This window comes from Archangium sp., from assembly GCF_036277355.1.
Taxonomy (GTDB): Bacteria; Myxococcota; Myxococcia; order Myxococcales; family Myxococcaceae; genus Archangium.
This window is the reverse complement of the sequence record NZ_DASUNC010000042.1, coordinates 1-18,747: the sequence shown is the minus strand read 5'-3', so window position 1 is coordinate 18,747 and position 18,747 is coordinate 1. Positions and strand designations below refer to the sequence as shown.

At 69.3% G+C, this 18,747-nt stretch carries 14 protein-coding genes and 1 pseudogene; 5 read left to right on the top strand and 10 right to left on the bottom strand.

Going from position 1 to position 18,747, the window contains the following annotated elements:
- Positions 1 to 137: 137 nt before the first annotated feature.
- The 4 genes from VFZ09_RS10540 to VFZ09_RS10525 form a co-directional block, all read right to left on the bottom strand.
- A complete protein-coding gene (locus tag VFZ09_RS10540; RefSeq protein ID WP_329727394.1) occupies positions 138 to 1,328 on the bottom strand; it encodes a VCBS repeat-containing protein in 1,191 nt (396 codons plus the stop codon).
- Between the two features lie 104 nt (positions 1,329 to 1,432).
- A complete protein-coding gene (locus tag VFZ09_RS10535; protein WP_329727393.1) occupies positions 1,433 to 2,236 on the bottom strand; it encodes a Hint domain-containing protein in 804 nt (267 codons plus the stop codon).
- An 88-nt stretch (positions 2,237 to 2,324) separates the two neighbouring features.
- Entirely contained in the window at positions 2,325 to 3,095 is a 771-nt protein-coding gene (locus VFZ09_RS10530; RefSeq protein ID WP_329727392.1) for a hypothetical protein, read from the bottom strand.
- Between the two features lie 87 nt (positions 3,096 to 3,182).
- Positions 3,183 to 3,983 carry a Hint domain-containing protein gene (locus VFZ09_RS10525; protein ID WP_329727391.1) on the bottom strand — a complete coding sequence of 267 codons (801 nt, stop codon included), beginning with the start codon at positions 3,981 to 3,983 and terminating at the stop codon, positions 3,183 to 3,185.
- Between the two features lie 378 nt (positions 3,984 to 4,361).
- Between VFZ09_RS10525 and VFZ09_RS10520 the strand changes: the two genes are divergently transcribed.
- Positions 4,362 to 6,467 (top strand): SGNH/GDSL hydrolase family protein, encoded by a 2,106-nt coding sequence (locus VFZ09_RS10520; RefSeq protein WP_329727390.1) that lies wholly within the window; start codon positions 4,362 to 4,364, stop codon positions 6,465 to 6,467.
- A gap of 62 nt (positions 6,468 to 6,529) precedes the next feature.
- On the opposite strand, the gene VFZ09_RS10515 is transcribed toward VFZ09_RS10520, so the two are convergent.
- The 5 genes from VFZ09_RS10515 to VFZ09_RS10495 all read right to left on the bottom strand — a co-directional run bounded on the left by VFZ09_RS10515 (position 6,530) and on the right by VFZ09_RS10495 (position 15,417).
- Positions 6,530 to 7,903: a sigma 54-interacting transcriptional regulator gene (locus VFZ09_RS10515; protein ID WP_329727389.1), complete on the bottom strand. Its 1,374-nt coding sequence runs from the start codon at positions 7,901 to 7,903 to the stop codon at positions 6,530 to 6,532.
- A 107-nt stretch (positions 7,904 to 8,010) separates the two neighbouring features.
- Positions 8,011 to 11,148, bottom strand: coding sequence for a serine/threonine-protein kinase (locus tag VFZ09_RS10510; protein ID WP_329727388.1), 3,138 nt, complete (start codon positions 11,146 to 11,148; stop codon positions 8,011 to 8,013).
- A 123-nt stretch (positions 11,149 to 11,271) separates the two neighbouring features.
- On the bottom strand, positions 11,272 to 12,408 hold the full coding sequence (locus VFZ09_RS10505) for a hybrid sensor histidine kinase/response regulator (protein ID WP_329727387.1): 1,137 nt from the start codon (positions 12,406 to 12,408) through the stop codon (positions 11,272 to 11,274).
- A gap of 7 nt (positions 12,409 to 12,415) precedes the next feature.
- Positions 12,416 to 12,865, bottom strand: a complete 450-nt coding sequence (locus tag VFZ09_RS10500; RefSeq protein ID WP_329727386.1) for a response regulator — start codon at positions 12,863 to 12,865, stop codon at positions 12,416 to 12,418.
- On the bottom strand, positions 12,862 to 15,417 hold the full coding sequence (locus VFZ09_RS10495) for a PAS domain-containing protein (RefSeq protein WP_329727385.1): 2,556 nt from the start codon (positions 15,415 to 15,417) through the stop codon (positions 12,862 to 12,864). Before VFZ09_RS10495 ends, VFZ09_RS10500 begins: the two co-directional genes overlap by 4 nt.
- A 263-nt stretch (positions 15,418 to 15,680) precedes the next feature.
- Between VFZ09_RS10495 and VFZ09_RS10490 the strand changes: the two genes are divergently transcribed.
- From VFZ09_RS10490 to VFZ09_RS10480, 3 genes are all read left to right on the top strand, one after another.
- On the top strand, positions 15,681 to 15,965 hold the full coding sequence (locus VFZ09_RS10490; protein ID WP_329727384.1) for a DUF427 domain-containing protein: 285 nt from the start codon (positions 15,681 to 15,683) through the stop codon (positions 15,963 to 15,965).
- Between the two features lie 503 nt (positions 15,966 to 16,468).
- Positions 16,469 to 17,629, top strand: coding sequence for a serine/threonine-protein kinase (locus VFZ09_RS10485; protein WP_329727383.1), 1,161 nt, complete (start codon positions 16,469 to 16,471; stop codon positions 17,627 to 17,629).
- A 47-nt stretch (positions 17,630 to 17,676) separates the two neighbouring features.
- On the top strand, positions 17,677 to 18,054 hold the full coding sequence (locus VFZ09_RS10480; protein WP_329727382.1) for a helix-turn-helix transcriptional regulator: 378 nt from the start codon (positions 17,677 to 17,679) through the stop codon (positions 18,052 to 18,054).
- Positions 18,055 to 18,073: 19 nt separating this feature from the next.
- On the opposite strand, the gene VFZ09_RS10475 is transcribed toward VFZ09_RS10480, so the two are convergent.
- Positions 18,074 to 18,445 (bottom strand): helix-turn-helix transcriptional regulator, encoded by a 372-nt coding sequence (locus tag VFZ09_RS10475; protein WP_329727381.1) that lies wholly within the window; start codon positions 18,443 to 18,445, stop codon positions 18,074 to 18,076.
- 96 nt (positions 18,446 to 18,541) lie between these two features.
- Here VFZ09_RS10475 and VFZ09_RS10470 point away from each other — a divergent pair.
- A pseudogene (locus tag VFZ09_RS10470) lies at positions 18,542 to 18,747 on the top strand (hypothetical protein); the annotation flags it as partial.

Sequence of the window (18,747 nt, the reverse complement as noted above, 5' to 3'; positions counted from 1 at the left end):
CCTCAGGGTGGGCATGCACAGTCGGTGGGGAAGGCTCGGGGCATCGGGCGGGAGGGCTGACGGTCGAGCCCTCCCCCGGGCCGCGCCCGGAGAAGCCCCGGGAGAGGTGCGTCTGGCCGCGTGACTTCACCCGCCGGTCAGGGGACGCCGCAGGCCCCCACGTTGAAGAGCAACTCGAGCGTGGTGTCGCCGGCAGTCCAGGCCACATCCATGAGCCCGTTCATGTCCAGGTCGCTGGCGGCCAGGGCCGTGGGCCAGCTCCCCGAATAGAGGAACAGGGGAGAGGACGCGAAGGAGCCTCCCTGCAGCCCCCTCTGGAGCAGCACATGACCGTCCACGCTGGAGACGAGCAGGTCCTTCAACCCATCCCCGTCGATATCCTCGTGCAGCAACGCATGGGGCGAAGGCTGGGGAAACCGCTGTTCGGGCCCGAAGGTCCCGTCCGCGCTCCGGAGGGAGAGGGAGACGAAACCGGGGTCGGTCAGGCCATGCACCACCCACATGTCCTCCCGGCCGTCTCCGTTGGCATCGGACATGAGAATCTGCCAGGGGTCCTCCGGCAGGGGGATTGCCGCCGAGGGCAGGAGCGTCCCGTTGCCCTGGCCGAGCCACACCGCCACCTGCCGGTTGAGGAGGGCGACCAGCACATCCGGCCGGCCGTCCTGGTTGAGATCCGAGACCTGCAGGTCCATGGGCGCGTCCGGGGTGGCGTAGGGGACCGCCGCACCGAAGGTGCCGTCACCGTGCCCGAGCAGCAGGGTGATGTTGAAGTACCCGGCGGAGCCCCCATTCTTGGTGACGACGTCCAGGTGCCCATCCCGGTTGAAGTCCGCGAGCGCGAGCCGCTGCGAGTGATTGCCGAGCGGGTAGCTCTTGGGAGCGCGGAAGGAGCCCCCTCCGCTGCCCAGCAGGACCGTCAGCGCATTGGCGAAGTGCCCCACCACCAGCACGTCCTGATGGCCGTCCGCGTTGACATCCTCCACGGCGAGGTCACTGGGAGTGGAGCCCACGGGGTAGCTCCGGAGGAAGGAGAACCCTCCGGCGGACTCTCCCCGCAGGATGACGAGCAGCCCCTTGTCCTTGAGCAGCAGCAGCAGCTCCTCACGCCCATCCCCCGTGACATCCCGGGCCCGGAGCGCCCTGGGGCCCAGGGACCCCTGCAGGCCCGTCAACTGCCGCAGGTCGTAGAAGGCCCGGTGGCAGCGCGTCAGCTCGGACGAGGCAGGTTGAGCCGCCGGCCGCGCGTCAACAGGGGGCGGCTGGAGACAAGCCCATAGCGCCAGGCTGGCCAGCAAGACCGTCCCGGCTCGCACCGCGTTCACCTTCATGGTTTCTCCTGGCAGCTGTCTCGTCATGGCACTCATGGTGGGGAATCCCAGCGGAAAGAGGCCGGCGGCGGAGACCGCCGGCCAGGTACGCGGGGAGTCAGGCGCTACCGCGCGCCCGCCTCCAGCTCGTCGCGCAGCGACAGCCGGTACGCCTCGTCGCCCCACTGGTTCTGGAAGCGGATGGAGCCCGACAGCAGCCCCTCGGCGTCGAAGATGTTCTCCATCTTCTCCTGGCTGAAGGGCAGCACGTTCCACACCTTGCCCTTGAACAGGAACGTGCTCACCTCCACCAGCGCCACTTCCTTGCCATCCCCGCCCAGCAGCGTGTCACCCACCTTCAGGTCCACCGCCTTGACCACCTCACCGGTGCCGCGCACCATCGGGTGGGTGCTCGTCACCTCCAGCCGGCGCCCATCGGCCGTCTTCAGGACGTAGATGGACTCCTCGGTGTCACCCGCCACGTAGAACTTGATGGCCTGCTCCCCGTAGCTCAGCAGGCTCTGCGAGGAGGCGGGGGTGAGCGCGGTGACGTTCGCCACCTTCTGCTCGGCGGCCTCCTGCACACCGATGTACCTGCCCTCGAAGGACAGCCGCTGCTCCGGCGTGTAGCAGCCGGTGTAGCAGTAACCCAGCTTCTGCAGCCCGGTGATGCACGCATACGAATCCCGGACAGGCGCCTTGTAGATACCTCCACTGGCATCCAGGAAGGTGATGTACAGACGGTCCGTGTTCAAGAACGACTCCATGGACGTGCTGATGTAGCCGCACTTGCGCGCCCAGGCGTTGCGTCCGATGGCGTCCACATCGACGGTGAGCCAGTCATTGGTGATCGCGCAGCGCGAAGTCACATCCTGGGCGGAGGCGAGGGCGGGAATCAGGGCGGCCAGGAAGAGGGTCAGCTTTCTCACGAATGTTTCTCCTTTGCTTCTTGTGTCTGTGAATCGAGCCCGGAAGTCCGGGCCCAGGGGTTGAGGACGGAGTCGATGGGCGGTGCGCTCAGAGGAGGCTGCTGGTCATCCGGGCCGCCTCGGGCGGAGGGACGCCCTTGTCCAGCAGGGCGCCGACAATGGCTGGCATCAGCGTCTGCTTCAGGCTCGCGGGCTGGAGCTGGGAGAAGACCTTGAATCCCAGCTCCCGGTCCACGCGGGTGAGGCTGACCAGCGCATCGTATTTGTCACCCAGCCGGGCGCGGCGGATATGGGGAGGCAGGTCCGCCTCGAGCGGCGCTCGAGCCAGCTCGGCGAGCGCATGAAGGGCCTGGCGGTCCTCTCCGGCGAGCCCCTCGAGCATGTCCACCATGCCCATGCGCTCGATGATGGGCTGACGGTTCTCGAGGTAGCTGACGTCCGGGGGAAGCTCCTCCAGTCCGCGGGTGCTCAGCAGCTCGGCCTTGAGGGCCTGGATGCGGCCCGGCCCACCGCGCACGAAGTCCCGCAGGAACTCCCGCTCCTTGAAGAAGACGTTGTTACGGCCCGCCTTGAACTCCATCGCCTTGCCCCGGATGAGCTTGGACAGGACGGCCGCGTCCTCCAGCTCCTCCACGGGCGCCGGCGGCTGGGGGCTCGGGGGTGGAGGCGCCTGGAGGCGGGCGGGAGTTGGCGCGGCGGCGTTCCGCGCGGGCGCGGGGCTGGGATGCCTGGGATTGGGCCAGGGGGGGACCTGGGGCACTGGAGAAACCGGGTCCTGCTCTTGCGGCCACAGCAGGCCCGCCGAGAGCCCCAACCCCAGTACGAGCAACAGCATCCAACGCAACGATCGTGGCTTCATGAAGGCCTCTGACACTCAGCGGGAGACACTCAGCGCAAAGAGGCCGGCGGCGGGTGCCGCCGGCCAGGGGCGCGGGGGAGTCAGGCGCTACTGCGCGCTCGCCTCCAGCTCGTCGCGCAGCGACAGCCGGTACGCATCATCGCCCCACTGGTTCTGGAAGCGGATGGAGCCCGACAGCAGCCCCTCGGCGTTGAAGATGTTCTCCATCTTCTCCTGGCTGAAGGGCAGCACGTTCCACACCTTGCCCTTGAACAGGAACGTGCTCACCTCGGCCAGCGCCACTTCCCTGCCATCCGCGCCCAGCAGCGTGTCACCCGCCTTCAGGTCCACCGCCTTGACCACCTCACCGGTGCCGCGCACCATCGGGTGGGTGCCCGTCACCTCCAGCCGGCGCCCATCGGCCGTCTTCAGGACGTAGATGGTCTCCTCGGTGTCGCCCGCCACGTAGTACTTGATGGCCTGCTCCCCGTAGCTCAGCAGCTCCTGCGAGGAGGCGGGGGTGAGCGCGGTGACGTTCGTCACCTTCTGCTCGGAGGCCTCCTGCACACCGATGTACTTGCCCCCGAACGACAGCCGCTGCTCCGGCGTGTAGCAGCCGGTGTAGCAGTAACCCAGCTTCTGCAGCCCGGTGATGCACGCGTCCACCTCCCGGACAGGCGCCCGGATGTGCGTCCCCGTGGAGTTCGTGAAGGTGATGTACATGTGCTCCGAGTTCATGAAGCTTTCCATGCCCGCGGTGTGGTAGCCACACTTGCGCGCCCAGGCATTGCGCCCGAAGCCATCCGTATCATTCGTAATCCAGTCATTGATGTTCGTGCAGCGCGATGCCGTCTGGGCGGAAGCCAGGGCGGGGGCCAGGGTGAGCAGGGCGAGGATCAGGTTCTTCATGGATGTTTCTCCGTTGCTTCGTGCGGAAACCCGAGGTTGGGGCTGTGCCGGACCTGAGCAACCCGCATGCCACCACCCCGCAAGCCTGGAACTCCTGTATTTTCCCGCACTTACTGGAACCGATGCGCAGCCGGGAAAGGTGAGGACAACTGTCCTCACCTGAAGCTCGCAGTCCTCAGGTGAGGACAACTGTCCTCACCCGTCGCTCGCGGTCCTCCCGCCCGTTTCCCCAAATCCTTGTAGATACGAGACAAAACGGGATTGCGGGAATTGGCACGGCAGCCGCAACGGTCCGGCTCCGCAAACCGTGAAGACCTGTTTGCGACATCCGCCTCACTCACATCAGCAGACAACATTCGGACCCGCTCGAAAGTGCACATGAAGATTCTGAAGAGAAAGCCACGCGTCTCCCTGCGTCAGGCCTGTCGAAGCCTGCCACTCGTTCCACTGCTCACGCTCGCCATGGGGTGTGGGGAAGTGGAGGGCGCGCGGGAGAAGGACGTCCCCCCCACCGCCGCCAGTGCCAGGCCGGAAGCCTGTCTGACGCTGCTGCACGAGGACACGCGGTTCAGCGAGGAGACGCAGCGGGACCTCGTCCAGACGCCGCGGGCGGAGGGCCTGACGGACCTGGCTTGCTTGCAGGAGGGCACCTTCACGCGGGAGGACCTTCAGCGGCTCGGCTTCTCGGTGCCGGAGGTGGGCTCCATCGACGTGGAGAACGGCTACCGCGCGCTCCTGCGCTTCACGGATGGCTCGACGGCCGTCTACGTCGACAGCCGCTCCAGGCTGTTGTCGCCGGACAAGCCCCGGGTGCTCGAGTCCGTCAAGGTCGAGTGGTGCCCGGTCAGCATCACCCTCGAGGGCCAGTCCGATGCCCAGGCGGCATGCCTGGGGCTCGGCGAGAGCGGCCTTCCGGGCTCCACCCCGGCGTCACTGCGCGAGCTGCGGGTGGCGCCGGGCTTCGAGCTGGAGCTCCAGGGCAGCGATGGAAAGCGCTACCACGCGAACCGCACCGTGAGTGACTCCGGACGCCTCTCGGCGCTCCGCCAGCCCGCGAGCCTCACCCGCGCGGTCGTCTCGCGCATGAGCGCCAGGCCGTCCGTCTCCTCGATGCAGTCCGTCCCGGCGGGGGAGCGCATCGAGCTGACGCCCACGGAGGTCCAGGCCTCGGCCATGACCAACCGGATGCTGCTGACCGACCTGCGGCGCCTGGTCATCTTCGGCGACAGCCTGTCGGACCAGCGCAACATGCACTCCAGCTACCTCTTCTGGGTCCCCAACGGCCATCATGGCTATTGGAACGGCCGCTTCACCAACGGGTACAACTGGGTCGACTACCTCGTGCGGGACTACAACGTCCTGGCGCCCAAGGTGTACAACGAGGCGTGGGGTGGCGCGGAGCTGCGCCGCAACCTGATTGATCGCCCGTCGCTGAAGACCCGGGCGAGCCGGTACATCGACACGCTCCGGCAGAACGGCCAGCTCGGGACCATCCGGGAGAGCCTCTTCGTCTTCTGGGGAGGCGCCAACGACGTGATGAACCGCGTCAGCGAGTCGGGCTGGGAGACGGTGTCCCCCGTCGCGTTCTCCACCGAGCTGCGCAACTCGGTGATGGAGACCGTGCAGATCGTCTCCACCGCGACGTCCTCCAGCTACGCGGCGGCGCTCCTGGTCGGTCTGCCCGACATCGCCACCGTGCCCCTGGCGTCCTACGACGGCTGGACACAGCAGAAGAAGGACTGGGTCCAGCTGACGACCTTCCTCTTCAACGATGACCTGGAATACCAGGCGGGCTTCATGACCAACACGCTGTACTTCGAGCTGAACGACTTCATCCGCTCCTGGCTCAACGGCACCTACCGCTCTTCCGGGATGACCAACTTCAGCACCTCCTGCTACGTGGGCTCGGCGGCGGACACGTCCTGGTCTCCCTCCTATGTGGACAAGCCCTGCCCGGGCTACATGTTCTTCGACAAGGTCCACCCCACCTCCATCGCCCACTGCGGCATCGCGGGGGAGATCGCCGGCGTGCTGTCCAGCGGCTTCGACACCATTCCGTCCGGAGACAGGTCCGCCCGGCTCAACGCCTGCGCGCAGCGGCGGCAGAGCAACGTGCGCTCGTTCTGGAGGGACGCCGTGGTGGCGCCCCTGAGTGGACAGACCGCCGCGAACAACACCTGCCCCAATGCGTGCGTGCAGCTGGGCACCAGCCTGAACGAGAGCATGGGCTGGAACAACCAGTGGACCAACTCCGGCGCGACGGGACTCTGCGGGTGCGTGTCCGCGGGCAGCCAGCCGGCCGCGTTCACCCAGAATGCCCAGCTCGGGTTCGCGCTCAGCGGGCAGGGGGAGGCCGAGCTCATGTGCCCGGTCACCTGCGAGTACAAGCGCTCCACCATGCCCGATGGCCTGTACTGGAACCTGGGCTGGTCGAACACGACGAGCGGAGCCACCTGCGGGTGCACCTCGCAGCCCAGGGACTGATGGGCTGACCGGGGCTGGCGGTGGGCAGGGGAACCTGTCCGCCGCCGGCCCTGGCGTCCGCTTCACTCGTCCAGCCCATGCTTGAGCAGCAGCCGGCGCAGGTAGACCCGGTCGATGCCGGCCTCCCGCGCCGCGCGTGACTGGTTGCCCTCGCACCGGGCGAGCAGGCTCTTGAGGTAGTCGCGCTCGAACCCCTCGATGAGCTGCTCCTTGGCCTCCTTGAAGGGCAGCGCCGGCCCGGGCGGCTCGCTCCGGGGGGGCCGCGGCCCGGCCACCTCGCGAGCCACCTCCCGCGGTGGGGTGTGAGGGCGGCCGGAGCCGCGCTCCGGGCTGGCGTCCAGCTGCCGCAGCGCGTCCTCGCCCAGGCTCACCACCTGCTCCACCATGTTGCGCAGCTCGCGCACGTTGCCCGGCCACGGATACTGGCCGAGCAGGGCGCGTGTCTGGTCCGACAGCGCGCTGGGTGGATGCCCCATGCGCGCCAGCACCGTGTCGATGAGCAGGGGAACGTCCTCGGATTGCTCGCGCAGGGGCGGCAGGGCCACCCGCAGCACGGCGAGCCGGTGGAACAAGTCCCTGCGGAACCTGCCCGCCTCCACCGCCGCTTCCAGGTCCACGTGCGTGGCGGCCACCACCCGCACGTCCACGCCGCGGTAGTCGTTGCCGCCCACGCGCTTGACCTGGCGCCGCTCCAGCACCCGCAACAGCCGCGGCTGCAGCTCCAGCGGCAGCTCCCCCACCTCGTCCAGGAAGACGGTGCCCCCGCGGGCCTGCTCGAACACGCCGGCCCGGTCTCCGTGGGCTCCGGTGAAGGCCCCCTTCACGTGGCCGAACAGCTCGCTCTCGATGAGCGAGGGAGCGATGCCAGCCAGGTCCACGATGACGAAGGGGCCCTTGCCGCGTGGGCTCTCGGCGTGGATGGCCTCGGCGCACAGCTCCTTGCCCGTGCCCGTCTCGCCCTGGATGAGCACGTCTCCATGGCTGGCCGCCAGCCGCTCCAGCACGGCGAACAGCCCGCGCATGCTTTGGCTGCGCCCCACCAGCCCACCGAAGCGCTCCCGCGTGGACAGGGGCAGGCTGGCCTCGCGGGTGTCCGCCAGCACCAGCTTCAGCTCCGTGGTGCCCAGGGTGAGGAGGGCACCGGGGCGGACCTCCAGCTCGGAGAAGCGCATCCCCTCGCAGTAGGAGCCGTTGCGCGAGCCCAGGTCCAGCGCCCGCACCCGCTCCTCGCTCACCTCGAGCGCCAGGTGGCGCCGGGAGATGGTCCTGTCGCTCAGCACGAGCTGGCACGAGGACGCCGTGCCCACCTCGTACCGCCCGCAGTCCAGGGCGAGGCCGCGGCCGCTATCCGGCCCGGACACCACCAGCACACGGAATTGAAGGTGGGGGGCGCGCGCGCGCGTCAGCGGCGAGGTCTCCAGGCCCAGCCCCTGCATACCCCTGTCAAGCTCGGACGCCACCTGGCAACCAGTAACGCAGCAATCGTGGGATTTCAATCAATCCACGCCCCGCTCGCCGGGGCTGCGGGGGTGGGGGCCCTGGCTCAAGGGGAGGGGTGGGAAGCCAACCACCGGGAGGCCTCGGCCTGCCGGGGATGAGCCAGCGCGCGCCAGGCCTCCCGCGCCAGGGAGACGAGACGGGTGGCGCGGCGCCGCTCTCCCCCCGAATCCCACAGGGCCCGCGCCAGGGTGAGCTGAATGAGCGGTTTGTCCCCGCTCCTGGCGAGCGACAGGGCGCGCTCCAGCGGAGGCGCGGCCTGGGAGGGGAGGCGGCGGGCCAGCTGCAGCTCGCCCAGTCCCAGCAGGGTGGAGGCCAGCTCCGGGTGCCCGGGCCCCAGCACCTTCTCCTTGAGTGACAGGGCATGCTCCAGCCGCGCCTGCGCCTGCTCGTGCTGGCCCCGGGCCAGGAGGACGAGGCCCAGGCCCGTCAGCGTGGCGGCGCCGCTGGGGTGCTCGGCGCCAAGCGCCTTCTGCTGAATGGCCAGGGCGCGCTCCAGCCGCGCCTGCGCCTGCTCGTACCGGCCCAGCGCATGGAGCGTGAGGCCCGTGTTGCCCAGCGTGGTCGCCACCTGGGGGTGCTCGGCGCCGAACACCTTCTGCTTGAGCGTCAGCGAGCGCTCGTAGGCGGCCAGCGCCTGCTCGTATCTGCCCAGGGCGTTGAGCGCGAGCCCCACGTTGTTGAGCACGGTCGCCACCTGGGGGTGCTCGTGCTCCTGCGCCTTGTCGTGCAGCGCCATCGCCTGCTGGTAGCGGGCCAGGGCCTCCTCGTACCTGCCCAGGCCGTGGAGCGTGTGGCCCAGGTTGTTGAGCGCCACGGCCGTCTTGGGAGAGCTGGCGCCAAACGCCTTCTGCTTGAGCGCCAGCACGCGCTCGTAGGCGGCCAGCGCCTGCTCGTGTCTGCCCAGGGCGTTGAGCGCGAGGCCCACGTTGCCGAGGATGGTGGCGACCTGGGGGTGCTCGGGCCCCAGCGCCCGCTCCTGGACGGCCAGCGCGCGCTCGGAGTGGGCCAGGGACTCCTCGTACCGGCCCAGGGAGTGGAACACGACGCCCAGGCCGTTGAGCACGGGGCCCACGTGGACGTGCCCGGGCCCCAGCACCTTCTCCTGGATGCGCAGCGCCTGCTGGTGCGAGGCCAACGCCTGCTCGTACCTGCCCAGGGAGTTGAGCACGATGCCCATGTTGTTGAGGATGTCGGCGACCTCGGGGTGCTCGGGCCCGCGGACCTTCTCGATGAGGCCGCGCGTGCGCTCCAGCCACGTCAGCGCCTCCTCATGCCGCCCCAGGGCGCGCAGCACGATGCCCAGGTTGTTGAAGGCGTAGGCCCGCACCTGGTCATCCCTGGCCAGCTCCACCAGGGACTCCACCGTCAGCTTCAGCCCGAGCGCCTCCTGGAGGCGGCCCTGCCGCGGTCCAATCACCCACAGCAGGGTGCTCCAGGACTGCGCCAGCAGCACGGTGTCTCCGCAGCGCGCGGCCTGGGAGATGGCCTCGCGCAACCGGGCCTCGGCGCCCGGGAAGTCTCCGGCGCCGTCCTGCAGCCGGGCCTGGGCATACAGCGCCCGGGCGCGCAGCGGGACGAAGTCCACCTGCTCCACCCGCGGCAGCAGTTGCCGCGCCAGCGTCAGCCCCTCCGAGTACCTGCCCGCCTCGTGCAGCACCAGCAGCCGGTCCACCTGCTGCTGCAGCTCCTCCACCCGGGCGCGCAGCACCGGCTCCTCCGGGGGAGGCACCGCGGCCATCAGGGCCGCCTCGTCCGCGCAGTCCTCCAGCGGCGGCAGCGCCCGCGCGGCCTCGATGGCCCCGGACAGCAGCTTCGGGTCCGGCTCCTGGACGAGCAGCTCGGTGAGGGCGCGCAGCTGGCCACGCCGCCGCTCCAGGCACGCCACGCGCCGCAGCCCCAGGCCGCGCGCATCGGGCGCCCGCGAGCCCTCCTGCTGACACACCTCCGTGCTCATCCGCACCCAGGCGCTCGCGTACTGCTCCAGGACGGAATCCACGCGCTCGGCGGTCTGAAGGGCGTAGGGCAGCTCCGAGGCCCGCAGGGCCTCGCCCACCCGGGTCCGCACCTGCGCGTCCCACACTCCCGCCAGCCGCCCCTCCAGCCCCGCGCAGGTGGAGCCCTGCTGGCCCCCCCACGTCCACGCCACCAGGCCCCCCAGCGCCATCATGCCCACCGCCAGGGCGGAGGCCCGCAGCCGTGCCCGCAGCCGCGCCTGGGGATCCTCTTCCAGCAGGGCCAGCAGGCTCCCCAGCGAGGCCGTGCGCCGGGCCGACTCGGCGCTCAGCCCCTGCAGCACCGCGCGCGTCACCCACGCGGGCACCTCCGTCCTGGCGGGCAGCGGGTTGAGCCGGCCCTCCAGCAGCGCCTGGGCGTGCTCGGCGGCCGAGGCGCCCAGGAAGGCGGGCTGCGCGTAGAGCGCCTCGTAGAGGGCCACGCAGAAGGAGAACAGGTCGCTGCGCGCGTCGGCCGGCTGTCCCCGAAGCACCTCGGGCGCCATGTACCGGGGCGTGCCCACCACCAGCCCCGGCAGGGTGAAGGTCTTGCGCCAGTCCTCGGCGGAGGGGGGAGCGGAAGGAGGGGGGGTCGAGGAGGGGAGCCATGCGGCACGCGCCACGCCGAAGTCCGTCACCCGCACCCGTCCGTCCTTTCCCACCAGGACGTTGTCCGGCTTGAAGTCGCGGTGGATGATGCCCACCGCGTGCGCCCCGATCAGCCCCCGGCCCGCCTCCAGGTACATGGCGAGCACCTCCCGCCAGGAGCGCGGCTGCTGCTCGTACCACTGGCGCAGCGTCTGCCCCTCCACGTACTCCATGGCGATGAAGACCGTGCCGTCCTCCAGGGTGCCCGCGTCATAGACGGACACCACATGGGGGTGGTTGAGGCGCGCCATGACCTTGGCCTCGCGCACGAGCCTCGCCTCGAGCTCGTCGCTGGTGCCGCGCTCGGGACGGGGGCGCACCAGCTTGAGGGCCACGCGCCTGTCGAGCCGCGCGTCATAGGCGGCCAACACCACCCCGATGCCGCCCTGGCCCAGCACGTGGAGCACCGTATAGCGCTCCATCAGCACCTGCCCCGGTGTGGGCACCACCCGAGGCCTGGCCGCCCCCGGGTTCCCGGAGCGCCCGGGCAGTGAGAGCGTCTCCATTCCCTTGTCCTCTGGCCACGGCGGCGAGTCGTTCATACACCTGCATCCAGGCAAGATGCGGCGCGCTCCCTGCCGCGGGCCGCACGGCGCAGCAGCATAGCCCGGGACCCCTCTCGTCCCCAAACACGGTGGCGCTTCGAGGCGAGGGGTCCCGCGGGCTCAGCTCTTCGCGGCGGGGGGCGGATGGCGCGGCAGCTTCAGCCAGAAGCACGTGCCCTCCGCCTCCGTGGAGCGCACCTGCAACGAGCCCCCGTGCGCCTTCACGATTTCATGCGTGATGTAGAGCCCCAGCCCCAACCCCGAGCGGGAGCCCGAGCGGGAGCCCTGCTGCCCGCGCACGAAGGGATCGAAGATGTGGGGCAGGCGCTCGGCGGGGATGGGCGTGCCCTGGTTGTGGATCTCCACCCGCACCCCATCGCCCTCGTCGCGCGCCAGCACGCGCACCGCGCTGCCCTCGGGCGAGTACTGCACCGCGTTGCCCACCAGGTTGGACGCCGCCTGGGCGATGCGGTCCGCGTCCCACTCGCCCCAGCCGGTGCCGGACACGCTCAGCTCGAACGGCTTCTGCGGATGGGCGACCTCCAACTCCTCCACCACCTGCTTGAGCACCTCGTGCACGTTCATCCACGTGCGCTGCAGCGTGTAGCCGCCGCCCAGCCGCGTGCGCGTGAAGTCCAGGATGTCGGAGATCATCCGCGCCATCCGGTCCGAGGAGATGGAGATGCGGTTGAGGGCCTTGCGCTGGGGCTCGGACAGGCCGCCGTAGCGCAGCAGCAGCGCCGCGTTGCCGGAGATGGCCTGGAGCGGGTTGCGCAGGTCATGCCCCAGAATCCCCAGGAACTGCTCGCGGAAGAGCGCCGTCTGCCGCGCGGCCTCCTCGCGCTTGAGGCCCTCCTCGGCCCGCTTGCGCTCGATGGCGTAGCGCAGCGCGCGCACCAGCAGCGGCCCCGTGGCCTGGCCCTTCACCAGGTAGTCCTGCGCGCCCGCGTGCATGGCCCCCATGGCCAGTTGCTCGTCGTCGGTGCCGGTGAGCACCACCAGGGGCAGTGCCGGCGCCACCTGCACCACCCGCTCGATGTTGGACAGCCCGTGCCCGTCCGGCAGGGAGAGGTCGAGCAGCACCACGTCCAGTCCCGGCTCCTCCACCGCCGCCAGCGCCTCGGCCATGCGCGTCACGTGGCGCACCTCGAAGCGGGCGGACGCCACCTCCTTCAGCTCCTCCTGCAGGAGCCGGGCGTCCCCGGGGTTGTCCTCCACCAACAGCAGCCGCAAGGGCTTCACCTCGTCCAGGCTCATGGCGGCCTCACTCCACCGAGGGCAGCCGCACCACCGACAGCCAGAAGTCGTCGATGGAGCGCACCACCGAGATGAACTGCTCCAGGTCCACCGGCTTGGTGATGTAGCAGTTGGCGTGCAGGTCGTACGTGCGCAGGATGTCCTCCTCCGCCTTGGACGTGGTCAGCACCACCACGGGGATGCGGCGCAGGCGCGAGTCGTCCTTGATCTCCGCCAGCACCTCGCGCCCGTCCTTCTTGGGGAGGTTCAGGTCCAGCAGGATGAGGTCCGGCCGGGAGGCGCTGGCGTGGGGGCCCTCGCGGCGCAGGAAGGCCAGCGCCTCCACGCCGTCGCGGGCGACGGAGAGGCGGTTGCGCACCTTGCCCTCCTTGAGGGCCTCGATGGTCAGGCGGACGTCGCCGGGATTGTCCTCCACCAGGAGGATTTCAATGGGCCGTCCAAGGGTGTCGTCACTCATGCGGGGGTGCCCGGAATGGTTGGGGTGGGGACCACGGGCAGGGTGAACCAGAACGTGGTCCCCTGTCCGGGTTGGGAGTCCAGGCCGATGCGGCCTCCGTGCCGCTCGACGATCTTCTTGCAGATGGCCAGGCCGATGCCGGTGCCGGGGTACTCCTCCTTGCCGTGGAGCCGCTGGAAGATGACGAAGATGCGCTCGTAGTACTGGGGCTCGATGCCGATGCCGTTGTCCTCCACGGTGAAGCGCCACTCGGTGCCCTGGAGCTCGGCCTCCACCAGCACCCGGGGCGGCGTCTCGCCGTGGAACTTCAGCGCGTTGCCCACCAGGTTCTGGAAGAGCTGGGTGAGCTGCGTCTCGTCCGCCATCACCTGGGGCAGCTTGCCCTGGATGAGGGTGGCGCCCGTCTCCTCCATCAGCGTCTTGAGGTTGGCCAGCGCCTTGTTCAGCGCCTGGCCGGAGTCGAGCGGCTTGAACTCGTGGCCGCGGGTGCCCACGCGCGACCAGGCCAGCAAGTCCTGGATGAGCCGCTGCATGCGGTTCACCCCGTCCACGGCGTAGGAGATGAACTCGTCCGCGTCCGAGTCCAGCTTGCCCTGGTAGCGCCGCGCGAGCAGCTGCGTGTAGCTGGCCACCATGCGCAGGGGCTCCTGCAGGTCATGCGAGGCCACGTAGGCGAACTGCTGCAGCTCCTCGTTGGAGCGCGCCAGCTCGCGGGCATGCTCCTGGAGGGAGAACTCGGCGCGGCGGCGCTCGAGGCCCTGGGCCACCGCGTCCGCCACGGTGGCCAGCGTGGCCAGCGTCTCCTCCTCCAGGGACGTCTGGCCGTAGACGGCGAGCACGCCCACCAGCTGGCCGCGCACCAGCAGCGGGGCGCCCAGGAAGGACACCAGCCCGTTGACCTCCGCCCACGTGCGCGAGCGCAGCCGCGCATCCGCCAGCAGCTCGTTGACGAGCAACGGCTGGCGCACCTGGCCCACGGTGCCCACGAGCGTCTGGCCCAGCTCCACCCGGGAGGGCTGCACGGAGAGAGGCGCGGCGGCGCCGGCGTTGCCCTCCAGTTGCAGCACCAGGGCCTCGCGGTTCCACGTCCACAGCTGGACGAGCGAGAGCACCGGCAGGTTGCGCACCATCACCTCGGCGCAGGCCTGCATCAACCGGGGCGGGGCGTCCTCGCGGGAGAGCACCTCGCTGACCTCGGCGCGCAGGGCCTCCAGCTGGCGGGCGCGCTGCTCGCTCTCCAGCCGGCGCGACGTCTCCTCGGCGCGGCGCTGGGCGGTGATGTCCGTGCTGGTGCCGATCCACTCGCGCACCTGGCCCCGCGCATCCAGCATGGGCACGGCGCGCGACAGGACGGTGGCCCAGCTGCCATCGGCCCGGCACAGGCGCATCTCCACCTCGTAGGGCTGTTTGATGACCCGGGCCGCCTGCCACCCGCGCCGCACGCGCTCCTGGTCCTCGGGGTGGACCACGGCGAGCCAGCCATAGCCCTGGTACTCCTCGGCGGCCTGGCCGGTGAAGGCCCGCCAGGTGGGCGAGTCCTCCGCCACCGTGCCCTCCGGCTGCATCACCCAGACGGCCTGGGCGGTGGCGTGGATGAGCGAGCGGAAGCGCTCCTCGGCGCGCACGGAGTTGGTGTAGAGGCGCGCGTTGTCCACCGCCAGGGCGGCGCGGCTGGCGAGCTGCTCGGCGAGCGTCAGGTCCGCGGGGGTGTAGCGCCGGCCCGTCTCGGCGAAGACGAGCGCGAGGGCACCGAAGGTCCGGCCCCGCGCGGTGAGGGGCACGGTCATGGCCGAGCGCAGGCCCAGCTCCCGGGCGATGCGCAGGTGCTCGGCGTCGCCGCGCGTGGCGGCCACCAGCACCGAGTCGGGGATGTCCGCGAGCATCACGGAGCGGCCGGTGCGGATGACCTCGTGGATGCCGTGGGGGTCCTTCGGGTCCGGCGGGTAGCGCTTGCGCAGCTCGTGGGCCCACTTCACCTTGGCCGGATCCACGTGGGCCACGGCCAGCAGCCGGACGACGCCATCCTCGCCCTGGATGTCCAGGGAGCACCAATCGGCGAGCCGGGGCACGGCGAGCCGGGTGAGGGCCGCCAGCGTCGTCTCGTAGTCCAGCGAGGAGCCCAGCAGGGAGCCGGCCTCGGCGAGCAGCTGCAGCGAGTCCGTGGTGCGCCGTTGATCATCGATGTCGGTGCAGGTGCCGAACCACTTGATGATGCGTCCGCTGGCATCGCGCACCGGGTTGGCCCGGCCGAGGAACCAGCGGTATACCCCATCGTGCCGCCGGCAGCGGTACTCCACCTCGTAGGGCTCGCCGGTGGCCAGCGAGTGCCGCCAGCGCCGGGAGGCCTCGGGGAGGTCGTCCGGATGCACGGGCAGACGCCACCCGTCACCCGCGGTGGAGCCGGGCGGCATGCCCGTGTACTCGAACCAGCGCGGGTTGAAGTAGTCGTGGTGGCCGTCCGGCCGGGTCGTCCACACGAGCTGCGGGATGGTTTCGGCGAGCTGCCGGAAGGTGAACTCACCGTCGGGACCGCTCAGGATTTGGCTCAGCAACGTGGAATCGTCCGGGACGCGCCGCTCGGAGGGGTTCATGAAAGGGACGAGGGACGTTAACAGGGCCAGAACAGCCCTGAGCACCCCACACCATCCCTCCCCCCCGGCCTTTCCACCAGCGGACATTCCCTCGACGAAGCTTCCCTCCCGGGGGGCCGGGTGTGGAGCACTCACCCGGCCGCTCCCCCTGGAGCCCGCCGCACGTGGCATTTCGCCCGGGCGCGAGGCACGGATGCGGGGAGCGTCCAGAGGAGGAAGCAGCCATGGCCAGAGCGATGTGGAACGGAGCGGTGATCGCGGAGAGCCCCACGTACGAGGTGGTGGAGGGCAACGTCTACTTTCCGCGGGAGGCGGTGAAGCGCGAGGTGCTGAAGGACAGCACGACGCACACCACGTGCCCGTGGAAGGGAGTGGCGAGCTACTACGACGTGGAGGTAGACGGGAAGGTGAACAAGGACGCGGCCTGGTACTACCCGGAGCCGAAGGACGCGGCGAGCAACATCCGGGGACACGTCGCCTTCTGGAAGGGCGTCCAGGTGGAGCGATAAGTCCACACAACCCCTCTCCCCTCGGGCGGGGCAGGCTCAGATGGTGCAGTTGATGAACTGCCCCGCCATGGGCACCAGCGAGCGCCCAGCCGCACTGATGACGACACTGGAATCGCGCACCGTGAGGTCCGGGCCGAGCCAGTAGATCGGGCCCTTTTTCAGCTCCAGCCGCTCGCCGGCCCTCTCTCGCTTCTCGTGCGTGTTGATGGAGCTTGTCCATTCCCAGTGAACCTCCCTGACTCCCCACAGGCCAAGAGCCTGTAGGGCTCAACAGGTATTCTCGGCCCTCTGCTCTGCGCGCCAGTTCGCGGACTCCTTCCGACACCCAGTTCCGTCTTCCGACGTGTTCTCCTACTTGGGCCGGTTGCCCGCGCCTCCTGACCTACCCAGTAAGGCGACTTCCATTTCTCCGCCCTTCCATGGTACGTGTCGGAGCACTTCCGACGTAACCATTGGGGACCTTCGCCTCCCCCTCGAGCGATCCGCAGCGCACAGGAGACCACATGGCCGGATTCGACACCCCGCCCACGGACACAGGGCCGTTCACCTTCGCTTCAGAATGCTTCCGCTACGAGGTGCTTCGCTCCCTCCTCGAACACGTGGACTACGACACCCTGTGGCTCGCCAGGAGCAGGCCCTTGAAGGAGAAGGCGCGCCGGAGGCTCGTTGTCCTGAAGCAGGTAGAGGTCCCTGAAGGGCGTGAGGGCCGGACCCGAGCCATCGAGGAAGTTCAGCTCGCCGAGCACCTTCATCATCCGAGGATCGCTCGCGTCTTCAGGATCGCCGAGTACCAGGGGGCACCCTTCGTGGTCATGGAACACATGCCAGGAGCCTTCCTGGCCACGATCATCGGCTCCGCGCTGTTGCTGGGCCGCAAGCCCTCGCCTGCCCTCGCCGCCTTCATCGCCGCTGAAGTGGCCAACGCCCTCGACTACGCCCACCACTGCGAGGATGACCGAGGCCGCCCGCTTCACATCATCCACCGTGCCATCGGTCCCATGACCATCCGCCTTGGACGCAACGGTCGCGTGAAGCTCACGAACTTCGGTGCCGCGTTCTCCGAGCTGTTGGGCCGCGTGCCCACGCCACCGAAGGTGCTCCGGGGGAACTTCGCCTACGCGGCTCCGGAGCTCATTCGCTCCCTCTCCGAAAAGGGCCGAGCCGGTCTTCTCTCTCCCAAGGGCGTCGACAGCAGGGCGGACATCTTCTCTCTCGGGCTCGTGCTGCTGGAGATCATCGCGGGGAACCATCCGCTCGATCCTCTGGACACGCTGCCGTCCGAGGTGTCCAAGCGCGCGCTCCGGCTCGTCTCGGGAGTGAGGGCCGAACATTCAGCCTGGGCATCCACCGAGGTGCTCGCGGATCGTCTCCTCCGCTTCGGCCCCGAGGACGTGGAGCGCATCGCCCACAAAGCCCCGGCCCCGCTGAAGCAGATAGCTCACCGGGCTCTTCGGAGTGACCCCGCCGAGCGCTATCAATCGGCCGCTGAGCTGCGTGATGACCTCCGCACCTACCTGCGCGGTCTCCGCCAGCCCTTCGGCGCCACGGAGGCCGCAGCGGAGCTGGCCGACATCCTCAAGAAGGCATCCGCCCTCAAGTGGAAAGCAGCGCACCCTGTCGAGATGGGAGTCCTCCCGTGGCCGAAGGCACTGAGCGTCCAGTAACCCCTGGACCGAGCAGAACGAGCAGGCAGAACGACAAGAAGAGGTTGATGACCCATCTGGCAGTGGTCGTGCGCGAAGCTCGAAAGAAGACTGAGCTGACCCAGGCGGATGTCGCGGACCGCGTTGGCATTGTCACCGAAGTGTTCGGTCGGATTGAGCGAGGATACCTGCTCCCGAGCGTTGCGACCTTTCGCAGGTTGTGCCGTGTGCTTCGCCTCGATGCGAACGTCGTCCTGGGACTCGATATCGAGAAGGCACCTCCATGGCTGAAGGAGCCTGAACCCGAGGCAGATGAGCCGCCCGAGCTGCGCCGACTGGTGAGAACGATTCGCCGCATGGACGCTGCACAGGTATCCGTCATGCTCAGCACCGCCAATGCGCTGGTGAGACACACCGCGCAACAGCCAGATGACCAGGCCGAGTAGGCGGATGGCTCTACCGGGTTCAATCCTCGAAAGACGAAGCAAGGACGGTCAGAACCTTGCTGAGCACCTTCAAGCGCTTTGGCGACCACGTCCGGAGCTGGTGGAGGATGCGCCGCAGCTCCGGCGAGAGGTTCCCCTCTGGGGGAGCCTCATCCACCGTGGCCGCGACCTGAGAAGGGCTCACTCCCATCAGCGCGTCGGACGAGATTCCCAGGGCGAGGCTGATTCGCCGCAGGCTCGGGACAGACGGCATCATGTCGCCACGCTCGATCCGTCCGTAGACACCTGGAACGAGCCCCACCTTCTGGGCCACCTGAGCTTGAGTCAGTCCGAGGCGCTCGCGTGCAGCGCGAGCTACTTCCCCAAGCGAGCGCTGAAGTTCTTCGTCCATGGTGGCCGTCTACCACGGTGGATGGGGGGCCGGGGCTTTCGGAGCGCAGCTCGTTCTCCACGAGGCTGGTAGGCTCGGCATTCTCGGAGGTGCGTCATGGGATTGGTCTACAGGCTGCCGGAAACCCAAGAGATGGTCGGGGGCTACCGCATCGTCGAGAAGCTCGGCAGCGGGAGCTACGGCTACGTCTACAAGGCCGAGCAGGCCGGATGCTTCTACGCCGTCAAGATCCTCCGGGGCCGCTTGTTGAATGACCGGGCCAGGCGCGAGATCGGCATCCTGAACCACATGGATCATCCCGA